The 11,725-nt window shown below is 38.9% G+C and carries 9 protein-coding genes; 8 read left to right on the top strand and 1 reads right to left on the bottom strand.

Features of this window, described 5'->3' with window-relative positions:
- Window positions 1-255: 255 nt before the first annotated feature.
- The 3 genes from QZ562_RS15915 (at window position 256) to QZ562_RS15905 (ending at window position 5,050) form a co-directional block, all read left to right on the top strand.
- A complete protein-coding gene (locus QZ562_RS15915; protein WP_293762177.1) occupies window positions 256-678 on the top strand; it encodes a CBS domain-containing protein in 423 nt (140 codons plus the stop codon).
- A 93-nt stretch (window positions 679-771) separates the two neighbouring features.
- Complete coding sequence (gene hrpA / locus QZ562_RS15910; RefSeq protein WP_293762174.1) at window positions 772-4,677, top strand: ATP-dependent RNA helicase HrpA; 3,906 nt, start codon at window positions 772-774, stop codon at window positions 4,675-4,677.
- Between the two features lie 70 nt (window positions 4,678-4,747).
- Window positions 4,748-5,050, top strand: coding sequence for a PilZ domain-containing protein (locus QZ562_RS15905; RefSeq protein WP_293762172.1), 303 nt, complete (start codon window positions 4,748-4,750; stop codon window positions 5,048-5,050).
- A 70-nt stretch (window positions 5,051-5,120) separates the two neighbouring features.
- On the opposite strand, the gene QZ562_RS15900 is transcribed toward QZ562_RS15905, so the two are convergent.
- A complete protein-coding gene (locus QZ562_RS15900; protein ID WP_293762169.1) occupies window positions 5,121-6,308 on the bottom strand; it encodes a class I SAM-dependent methyltransferase in 1,188 nt (395 codons plus the stop codon).
- 91 nt (window positions 6,309-6,399) lie between these two features.
- On the opposite strand from QZ562_RS15900, the gene QZ562_RS15895 reads away from it, so the two are divergent.
- From QZ562_RS15895 to QZ562_RS15875, 5 genes are all read left to right on the top strand, one after another.
- Complete coding sequence (locus QZ562_RS15895; protein ID WP_293762167.1) at window positions 6,400-7,395, top strand: NAD(P)H-quinone oxidoreductase; 996 nt, start codon at window positions 6,400-6,402, stop codon at window positions 7,393-7,395.
- 179 nt (window positions 7,396-7,574) lie between these two features.
- Window positions 7,575-8,624: an allantoicase gene (gene alc, locus QZ562_RS15890; protein WP_293762165.1), complete on the top strand. Its 1,050-nt coding sequence runs from the start codon at window positions 7,575-7,577 to the stop codon at window positions 8,622-8,624.
- A 37-nt stretch (window positions 8,625-8,661) separates the two neighbouring features.
- Window positions 8,662-9,165 carry an ureidoglycolate lyase gene (locus QZ562_RS15885; protein WP_293762163.1) on the top strand — a complete coding sequence of 168 codons (504 nt, stop codon included), beginning with the start codon at window positions 8,662-8,664 and terminating at the stop codon, window positions 9,163-9,165.
- 88 nt (window positions 9,166-9,253) lie between these two features.
- Window positions 9,254-11,467: a malate synthase G gene (locus QZ562_RS15880; protein ID WP_293762160.1), complete on the top strand. Its 2,214-nt coding sequence runs from the start codon at window positions 9,254-9,256 to the stop codon at window positions 11,465-11,467.
- Between the two features lie 71 nt (window positions 11,468-11,538).
- Window positions 11,539-11,725, top strand: a 187-nt coding sequence (locus QZ562_RS15875) for a TetR/AcrR family transcriptional regulator (protein WP_363315372.1), incomplete at its 3' end; no start/stop codon positions are given.

The following is an 11,725-nucleotide window of genomic DNA, read 5'->3' as shown; positions in this document are numbered from 1 at the left end:
ATACAGGGGTGTTCCATAACCGTGCCAGTAAATACTTGCTAAATTCACGCTACCGCCTTTTGTTAATTGCTTTGGTAAATTAAATCAGGTGAATTTGCCTCTACAAAGAGCCAAAAGTGTTGAACTATTATAAAATATCATTAATTATTGTTTCATTAACAACTTTATTGAAATAGTTAGGTGTTGTTATTATTTAAGTCTATCTTTATCTGTAACGATATAGAATTATAAATATCATTAAACCAAGGAGTTACAGTGGAATCTTTGCAAGTCCATGATCATATGAATCGGCGCCCAGTTACCTTCACTAGCGATATGACAGTGGCACAAGCGGTAGAGCGGTTATTAGAAACCAAACAAACAGGTGGCCCAGTAATTGACTCTCACAGTAAAGTAATAGGATTCTTATCTGAACAAGACTGTCTGGTGCAGATGATTGAATCTAGCTACTACAGAGAGCAGGTTGCACATGTCAAAGATATAATGAAAACTGAAGTATTGGCAATTAAACCTTATACTTCAGTCATTGAGTTAGCACAAAGGATGACGTCTGAGAAACCCAAGGTGTATCCAATCGTTGATGATGATGGTTATTTGCTTGGCACTATCAATCGTTCTGCTTTATTGAATGCCATAGACTTGCAATTGCGTGATGGTTATAAATTACGAACTAGTTAAGTAGTATTTGTTATTTAATAACTCTGGTATTTACTCGGTTCATCTTCTAGGATCGAGTCCAGATTTATTGATGTAACTAGTAGAGCACTTTATTTGACGTCAGCCCAAACCCAATCAGAAATTAGCCTAAAAAAATTGTCCTCCGATATCGCGTCTTGCATGTCTAAAGATAAATTTAGGTTGATATCCCGTTTACGAAAATATCCTAGTATCTCCCCAGATAAACAATTGACTTATTTAAGCAAGTTGCAAAATGATATCAATAAGTCGGTTCAAATTTTCACTTTAAGGGCATCACAGCGTCCAAAAATTGAATTTCCTTCTTTACCAGTTTCTGAAAGGAAAGATGAAATAGCAGACGCTATTACCAATAATCAAGTCGTCATTATCGCAGGTGAAACTGGCTCAGGGAAAACAACTCAGATACCGAAAATATGTTTAGAGTTAGGCAGGGGTATTAGGGGGTTGATTGGGCATACGCAGCCTAGACGACTCGCGGCTAGAACCGTAGCTAACCGAATTGCTGAAGAACTCAAGACACCACTGGGACAACAAGTGGGTTTTAAAATCAGGTTCTCAGACCACGTGTCTGATAGTACGTATATCAAATTGATGACAGACGGTATTTTATTGGCTGAAATTCAACAAGATAGGTTTTTGAGTCAATACGATACAATTATTATAGATGAGGCGCATGAGCGCAGTTTAAATATAGACTTTATTTTGGGCTATCTTAAGCAACTTTTGCCAAGACGCCCAGAACTTAAACTTATTATTACTTCCGCGACGATTGACCCATTAAGATTTTCTAAACATTTTGACGATGCACCGGTTATAGAAGTCAGTGGCAGGACTTATCCTGTAGAAATGCGCTACCGAGAAATCGAAAGTAGCGATTATGATCAGATCCAAGCCATTACCGAAGCGGTGAATGAACTTTTAACTGAAGCGGGTGGTGATATTTTAGTGTTTTTGAGTGGAGAACGAGAAATTCGTGATACCGCAGATGCACTAAACAAACAGCAATATCGAAATACAGAAGTGTTGCCTTTGTATTCAAGGCTGAGTAACAGCGAGCAAAACAAAGTATTCGCTGCACATTCTTCTAGGCGAATTGTGCTTGCTACCAATGTTGCCGAAACGTCATTGACTGTGCCAGGAATAAAGTACGTTATTGACCCTGGCACTGCTCGAATTTCTCGCTATAGCGTGCGCAGCAAAGTGCAACGTTTACCCATTGAAGCCATTTCACAAGCCTCAGCTAACCAGAGGGCAGGGCGTTGTGGGCGTGTATCTGATGGTATTTGTATTCGTTTATACTCTGAAGAAGATTATTTATCTAGAGATGTGTTTACAGATCCAGAAATATTACGCACTAATTTGGCCTCTGTTATTTTGCAAATGATGTCCCTAGGGTTAGGCAAAGTAGATGATTTCCCTTTTGTAGAGCCACCTGATTCCAGAAGTATTAATGACGGTTTTAAATTACTCGAAGAGTTAGGTGCAATTGATAATAAGCTGGGCCGTCAAGGGCTAACTCATCAAGGCAGACAACTAGCCAGACTGCCCATTGACCCCAGATATGCACGCATGGTGGTGGAGGCAGCCAAACAAAATTGTTTGAGTGAAGTGCTCATCATTGCTGCAGGTTTAAGCATTCAAGATCCTAAAGAGCGCCCTCAAGACAAAAAACAACAAGCAGACCTAATGCACGAAGACTTTACCAATAAAGAGTCTGACTTTCTTGGCTATTTCCAGCTATGGCAGGGGTTCAAAGAACAACAACAAGCTTTATCATCGAGTCAATTACGTAATTGGTGTAAGAAACATTTTATTAATTTTATGCGTATGCGTGAGTGGCAAGACATTGTCAGCCAACTTAAAAAATCTGTAGCAGAATTAGGTTTTGGTATCACTTCGCAAGCGGCTGAGTATCAAGCCATTCACCAAGCTATTGCATCAGGCTTATTATCTCATTTAGGTAATAAAGATATAGAACGTGAATACTTAGGTGCCCGTAATAGCCGTTTTAAGATTTTCCCCGGTTCTGGTTTAGCTAAATCTCAACCTAAATGGACTATGGTGGCCGAGTTAGTTGAAACAGCTCATTTATTTGGTCGAGTGGCCGCTAAAATCGAACCAGAGTGGATTGAACCGCTGGCGCAACATTTAACTAAAACAGAATATTCCGAGCCTCATTGGTCAAAGAAACAAGGTGTGGTGCAAGCATTTGAGAAAGTCAGTTTGTATGGTCTGATACTCATTAATCAAAGACGAAAAAACTATAGCCAGATTGACCCAGAAATTTGCAGAGAAATATTTATCCGTGAAGCTTTGGTCAACATGCAGACTAAATTAAACTTTTCCTTTTTATCTCTTAATCAAAAAATGATAGAAAACATTGAAGGCCTTGAAGAAAAGAGCCGTAGACGAGATTTATTAGTAGATGAAGGCACTTTAGTCGATTTTTATGGTGAAAAGATACCCAAGCATATTTGCTCTGAGGTTAATTTTAAAAAATGGTGGAACAAACAAACTACTGAAAATCCCGACCTCCTTAATTTTGACCCTAAGGCCTTGCTAAGGAAAGATACGCAACATATTAATGCATTGTCATTTCCAGAAACCTTTAAGCAACACAACCTGACGTTGGGTTTAAATTATCATTTTGACCCGAAGGATGAAGACGACGGTGTGAGTTTGATGGTGCCATTGGCATTACTTAATCAAGTAACACCTGTGGGACTCGATTGGCTTATACCTGGACTACGTCATGAACTTATTGTGGCTTTAATAAAAGCGTTACCAAAGTCTTTAAGGCGAAACTTTGTGCCTGCTCCCAATTATGCTGATGCTTGTTTGGCTGATATGCAACAAACTGATAAGCAAGGTGTCCCTATCGCGTTTTTAACTGCATTGTCCTTAAAATTAAAGCGTATGACGGGACGTGAGCCTGAAGCCAGCGAATGGCAACTAGACAGATTGCCTCAACATCTAATTTTTAATATTAAAGTTGTCGACCAAGATGCCAAAGTTATTGCCCAAGGCCGTGATCTATTTGCATTACAACAAAAATTACAAGGCAAAGTAAAACAAAACTTACAAGCTGTGGCCACCCCGGAACTTGAAAAAACCGGTTTGGTCAGTTGGGAAATCGATAACTTGCCAAATGAGTTTATCAATAAATCTAGTGGCTATGAAATGAAGGCCTACCCAGCTTTGGTTAATGAAGGTAACACGGTAGCCGTTAAATTATTTGACCAACCACATATCGCTCAAGCATCTCACAAATTGGGATTACGGAGATTAACTATATTGGGTATCCCTTCACCGGTAAAATATTTACAGGAAAAATTGCCCAATAAAGCCAAGTTGGGTTTATATTTTAATCCTTTTGGACAAATCAAAGCCTTGATCGACGACTGCATTGATGCAGGCGTTGACCAGCTGATCAACCAATACTGCCAACAAAATAACAGTGATATTCGCGAAAAACATCATTTTGATAGATGTTGTGAGTTTGTTAGACAAGAAATCAACGAAACTGTTTTACGTATTGCTCAACAAGTCGAGGTGGGCCTCACTGTTGCCCATGACATCAAGAAAAAAATGAAGGGCAGTGTGCCACTTAATCTTATATATGCTCATGGTCATATCAAAGCTCAGCTCGATTCGCTGGTTTATAAAGGTTTTGTCGCTGATGTAGGTGCGCATAAACTACTTGATTGGCAACGATATATTAAAGCAATCGCTAAAAGGTTAGAAAAAGTAGCCATAGATCCTACTAAAGATAAATTACATCAACTTAACTTAGAGAAGGCTGAACAAGCCTATCAGGCAAAATGTAATAAAATATCCGCAAATCAGCCCGTGCCTGCTGAACTAAAAGAAGTTCGCTGGTTATTACACGAATTACAGGTTTCATTTTTTGCTCAGCTTCTAGGCACAGCCGCACCTATTTCTGTTAAACGAATATTGAATCACTTGGATTCAATATGATTTGCTTTGACATTGTTTTCACGGCACCCTATAAAGTAAGGGATATTATTAAAACTACATGAGGTAACGGATGTTAGGTTATGACGATAAACGCAATTTTTTTCGTATGATGGTCAATTCTGTATGTGAAGTTAAAATACTTGACGATGAATCTTCGCGAAGCCTTCAGGCAGTGTGCAAGGACATAAGCGCTACAGGCATGTCTTTTGAAATAGAGGGGAGTTCTATTGAGATGGGGACAAAAATCAATGTTTACATTGAATCAACCAACTCACAATTCCCTTCACTGAGCGCTGATACTAAAGTGGTTCGCTGTGAAGCTATTGATGACAATTCGTGTACCGTAGGTGTTGAAATTCTTGAGATGAAATAAGCGACATCGAAGCCGCTTATTTACATTTTTGAATATAAGTTGAGCTAATAAACATAGTTTTTAGTTCAACTTATAAGACCCGACATACGAAGCCTTTTAAATAAAATCCTTCTGGATAATTCGACCCAACAGGGTGGTCGGCTGCTTGGCCTAATCTTTCTATAATTTGAACTGTTCTGCCAGCATCTAAAGCCGCGTCAGCCACCACTTTCTGAAATAAATCAAAAGATAATAAGCCTGAACAACTAAACGTACATAAAATACCACCCGGTTGCATAATTTGCATGGCTAACATATTAATGTCTTTATAACCGCGACAAGCACGTACTAATGATGCTTTAGAATCGACAAACTTGGGTGGGTCTAGGATGATCTGCTCAAAATGTCTTTCCGCTTTTTTAAAGTCGCGTAATGCTTGAAAGACATCTGCGTTTATAAATTCACATTTATCAGTATCTAAATCATTAATTTCAACATTTCTTTTCGCTGTGGTTAACGCTAAGTCTGATACATCTATACTAGTTACAGACTTAGCGCCGCTAGCCAATGCATAACTGCCAAAGGTACCGGTATAGCAAAAACAATTAAGTAAGGTTTTGTCTTTGACATATTTTGCCGCAATGGCACGGTTGTCTCTTTGATCCAGATAAAACCCGGTTTTATGTCCTACTTTGACGTTAACGATAATTTTTATGCCATTCTCTTCAATCACTACTTCTTCAGGTACATCACCATGCAATACCTGAGTAATCTGTTCTAGACCTTCTTTTTTTCGAATTGCCACATCACTACGTTCATAAATAGAACACTCTGGAAATTCTTTTTTTAATGCCCATACTATTTTATCACGGTGTTTTTCAGCTCCAGCAGATAATAACTGACACACCAATACATCTGCATATCTATCAATGGTAACACCAGGGAGTCCGTCCGATTCTGCTGCAATAAGTCGATAACCTGTTAATCCATGTCGTTTGATTAAATCTTCTCTTGAGGCTTGAGCCGTCGCTATACGTCTTTGAAAGAAGCCATTATCGATACTTTCATCTTTTTCAAACGTCCAAATCCGAATTTGAATTTGCGACTCGGGAGACCAAGCTCCACGGCCTAAAAAGCTCCCATCATGGGACATCACATCAACGGTGTCTCCCATGTTAATTCTGCCTATGGTTTTTTCTATAGCACGAGAAAAAATCCAAGGATGTTTACGTAATAAAGATTTTTCTCGACCGGGCTGCAAAATGACGCTAGATGACATAGGATAACTTTTATAAATAATTTGACACAATCATACATGAGGGTAAGGTTTTGCTAAACAGAATTTCCAATCCAAAAAAAGATTTTAGATTATGAAAAACCCCATGCAGTTTATAAAACACGAAAATGGTTGCGCGCCTGACTCATTAAAAGTTGCTCATACTGATATCCCGACGTTGTCATCTGGACAGGTTCTTGTAAAGGTGGCGTGTTTTGGTTTGAACCGAGCCGATACTTTACAAAGGCAAGGTAAATATCCTGCGCCAGCAGGTGAAAGTGATATTTTAGGTTTGGAAATGAGCGGTGAAGTAGTGCAAGTTCACTCTCAACAAATAAGTCCCCAAGCTTTTGAAATCGGCGATAATGTATTTGGTTTAGTGGCAGGAGGTGGGTATGCCGAATATGTAGCCGTGCACAGCCAACATCTAATGTTAGTTCCTAAAAACATGGATATGCCTCAAGCGGCAGGTATAGCTGAATGTTTTCTGACGGCATACCAAACACTGTTTATCGAAAATGATTTACAATCAAATCAGCACGTATTAATCCACGCAGGCGCAAGCGGAGTTGGCCTTGCTGCTATTCAGTTAGCTAAAAGACATGGTTGTTCAGTGGCAATAACAGCCTCAAGTCAGGTGAAGTTGGATTTGTGTAAACAGCTTGGTGCAGATTTAGTTATCAATTATAAACAACAAGATTTTGCGGTTGAAATACCCAAACATTGGCAAGGTTGTGATTTAATTATTGATTTCGTTGCGGGTGATTACCTTAATCGAAACCTAAAGCTGCTGAATGTTGATGGTAACCTGATATATTTGGCCATGTTGTCAGGTCGTTATGCGGATACATTAGACATGGCGATGATGCTGGGTAAAAGGGCTACTATTAAAGCGTCAACTTTAAGAAGTCGTCATGATCAGTATAAAACCCATCTGATAAAAGAATTTAGTCATGCCTGCTTAGCTGATTTTGATGACCGCAAATTAATTCCTAATATTGATACTCAATTTGCTGCAAAAGATGTTGGTAATGCACATCAACGCCTAGAAGATAACGATACTATGGGCAAGTTGATTGGTTGTTGGTAAAACATAATTAATAATTACTTTTTATATTTTTCATACAACCTATGCAGTGCTTTTTTATTCTATTAGAGTAATCTCCTGACAGCAGTGTCAAGTTTTCTTAAAAGCTTGTTTCAACACTCCCTTCTTATCCACATAAATTTAATTGAAAACCATCAAATTGGTGAAACAGGACCTATTAAATGATTGAAAATACCCAACAGCGAAACGAGCTAACTGGCTCAAATGCAGTGCTTGAGCAAAAGTTAAAAACCTATTTTGTCGATTTAGCTAGCGAACGAGTGGGCGGCGAAACCTTGTCTTGCAGTGATGACTTTTTCGCTGAAATGGAAAACTTACTTAAAGCTGGTCGTGGTACTTTTATTGATGATAAATATACACAACGTGGAAAATGGATGGACGGTTGGGAGTCTCGCCGCAGTTACGGTAGAGATAATGGCCGTGAGTTTGATTGGTGTATTATTCGTCTGGGCATCAGTGGTGTTATCCGCGGGTTTGATATCGATACTAATTATTTTCGTGGCAATGCGCCACAAACTGTTTCGGTTGAAGCATGTACGAGTGCAGGGCAGCCAGATGAAAGTTCAGTCTGGCATACTGTTTTAGATAAAAGCGATGTTGCTGCCCATAGTCAAAACATCTTCGAAATTGTCAATACACAGCCATGGACTCATGTAAGACTGAATATGTTTCCAGATGGTGGAATAGCGAGGTTTCGAGTCTACGGTGATGCTGATGTTAACTGGAATGATTTTGTTGAAGGTGAATTAATAGATTTAGCATCTATTAAAAATGGTGCAAAAGCATTGTTAGTGAGTGATATGTTTTTTAGCGATAAAAACAATTTAATCATGCCCGGGCGTGGTAAAGACATGGGAGACGGATGGGAAACAAAACGACGTCGTGACCCTGGTCCAGATTGGTCAATTGTTAAATTAGCTACACAGGGCAATGTTGAAAAAGTCGTAGTTGATACTTGTCACTTCAAAGGTAACTTCCCAGACACTTTTACGCTAGAAGGAATTAATACCAGTAGTGACGATTTTAACGATGCCAATGCTGAGCTAGATTGGCAACCTATTATTCCTCAAACCACTTTATATGCGCACCGCGAGCATCTATTCATTAATGAAATAGTCGCTGACAGATTACAACAATTTACCCACGTTAAATTAAGTATATATCCAGATGGCGGTATTTCTAGAATGCGTGTATTCGGTAAGCGAAAGTAACGGTTAATAACTAAATTGCAATTAGGATAGTCACTTGATGAAAGATAATAAACAAATAACACCTAAAGCACTAACCCGTGAAAATTTTGCACCGTTTGGTGATGTGATTGAAGTCAACGACAATGCCAAAAACTTCAGCATTAATGATGGTTTCACTCAGCGTTATCATGATTTAGCCGAAGTTGACGTGACGCAGGAAAACGGTCGCACCTTGATTAATATTTTTCGTTCAACACCACTTGAGCAGCCAGTCAGTATTAAGATGATGGAACGTCACCCATTATCTAGCCAAGCATTTATTCCTATGGGGCAACAGCCCTTTTTAGTAGTGGTTGCGCCTAGGGGTGAACTGGATATTTCAAAAATTGAAGTGTTTTTGGCTTCATCAAATCAAGGGGTGAATTATCATAAAGGCACTTGGCATCACTACTGTCTTGCGTTACATCAAGTCAGTGATTTTATAGTGGTAGACCGAGGTGGGGTTGGAAATAACTGCGATACGATTAAGTTAGACGGAGCACTTGTCATAGCCCAAAGCTGAAGTTGAGTATAGGCATTAATAATAAATGAATAAGGCCACGACTGGTCTTTATATTTAATGGGCAATTTGAATTAATTTAGGGTACAAAATGAATAAACGAATCAATGAACATGGTTATAAAATTGCCGATTGTCTTTACAACTTAGTCAACCGCGAAGTACTTCCGGGTTTACAAGTCAATCAACAAGACTTTTGGCGAAACGTTGCTAACGTTTTTGATGAATTTATTCCTAGAAATAAAGCACTGTTAGCAACGCGAGAAACGCTGCAATCAAAAATCGATGCTTGGCATTTAGATAATTTGAATAACGCATTTTCACAGCAAAAATATCAACAATTTCTAACTGAGATTGGCTATTTGGTACCTGAACAAAGTGATTTTCAAATTACCACTGAAAACGTGGATGCTGAAGTGGCATTAATTGCAGGACCGCAGTTAGTTGTGCCATTGATGAACGCCAGGTTTGCGTTGAATGCTGCCAACGCTAGATGGGGCAGTTTGTATGATGCACTTTATGGCTCTGATGTAATTGTTGATGAGCCTAATGAAAATTTTGGTTCAAATCTACCCACTGGGTACGATCCTATTCGTGGTCAAAAAGTACAGATGTTTGTACGTGATTTTTTAGATGATTCATTACCATTAACCCAAGGCAGTCATCATAATGTTGTCAAATATAAAATTGACAACCAACAGCTTAGTATCGAACTCAATACAGGTAGCTTGGTTAACTTAAAAGACATGACTCAGTTTGTCGGATTTAATGGAACGCCAGAAAATCCAAACGCTATTTTATGTATCAATAATGGATTACATATTGAAATCCAAATGGATAAAAACAATTTAATTGGCCAAACAGATGCGGCTGGAGTGAAAGATGTGGTTTTAGAATCTGCATTGAGCACCATTCAAGATTGTGAAGATTCGATAGCAGCAGTCGATGCAGCCGATAAGACCGCCGTTTATGCTAATTGGTTAGGGTTAATGAAAGGTGATCTAGCTGAAACCATCTATAAAGGAGGTAAACAAACAAAAAGGACTCTGAATCCAGATAGAACTTACAGTTCTGCTGCTGGTGAGCCTATCAGTTTACCGGGACGAAGCTTGCTATTTATTCGTAATGTGGGTCACTTAATGACAAGCGACGCCATATTAACGGCAAACAATGAAGAAGTACCCGAGGGTATTTTGGATGCATTGATAACTTCATTGATTGCGGTTCACGACTTAAATGGTACGTCTAAGTTTGTGAATTCAAAACATGGGAGCATTTATATTGTTAAACCTAAAATGCATGGACCCGACGAAGTGCAATTTACCGACGATTTGTTCAATCGTGTAGAAAGTATCTTAGGCCTAAACAAAAATACCATCAAGATGGGTATTATGGATGAAGAACGCAGAACTTCAGTCAATTTAAAGGAATGTATTCGAGCCGCAAGCACTCGTGTAGCATTTATTAATACTGGTTTTTTAGATAGAACTGGCGATGAAATTCATACCAGCATGTTAGCTGGGCCGATGGTTCGTAAAGAATTTATGAAAAATGAAAAATGGATCTCATCCTACGAAAATAGAAATGTGATGGTAGGTCTACAAACCGGTTTTAGAGGTAAAGCGCAAATCGGCAAAGGCATGTGGGCTACGCCTGATGAAATGGCTGCAATGCTACAGACCAAGATAGGTCATCCAAAATCCGGTGCTTCATGTGCATGGGTACCTTCACCAACAGCAGCTACATTACATGTGATGCATTACCATAAAGTTGATGTTTCACAGGTGCAACAGCAAATGTTGACCGAGGCTGAATCGCAACAAGCTAGTTTGATTCAAGATAGGGGGCAACTTAATACATTGTTAAGCATTCCGATACTGAACAATGTTGCTGATTTGTCTGAGCAAGAGTGCCAAGACGAATTGGATAATAATGTTCAAGGGTTATTAGGGTATGTTGTGCGATGGGTTAATCAAGGTGTCGGGTGTTCAAAAGTACCTGACATTAATAATGTAGGACGTATGGAAGACAGAGCGACTTTACGTATATCAAGTCAACACATCTGTAATTGGTTGCATCATGGTTTATTGAGTACTGAGCAAGTTATGCAAACGCTTAAACGTATGGCGGCTGTTGTTGATTCTCAAAATGAAAAAGACCAATCTTATGTCGCCATGGCGCCAAATTTTGAGGGAAGTTTAGCTTTTCAGGCTGCGGTTGATCTCATTTTTAAAGGTAAAACCCAGCCTAGTGGTTATACTGAACCCTTGTTACATAAAATGCGAAATAAGTTAAAGCAAAGTTGAGCCGGTTAACACTAACTCATGCTATGCAACACTAAACAATGCCAAATGATTTTTGGTAATTAAAATTTGAGGTGAGTGTTACTCATAAAAAGAATAAAGCATTTATCCTCAATGTGACTAAAAAAGAATTTGTTACCTTCGGTTTTAAAGGTACGTCAATCAAGCGCAAAGCCGAAAGAGCAAACATCTCTCGCGCAAACATACATAACTACTTTGCTACTAAGATGAAGTTGTACCAAGAATTACTCACTAATATTC

It is taken from the genome of uncultured Paraglaciecola sp., assembly GCF_913058035.1.
GTDB lineage: Bacteria > Pseudomonadota > Gammaproteobacteria > Enterobacterales > Alteromonadaceae > Paraglaciecola.
Note: the sequence above shows the minus strand (reverse complement) of the source record. Positions and strands in the feature narration are given on the sequence as shown.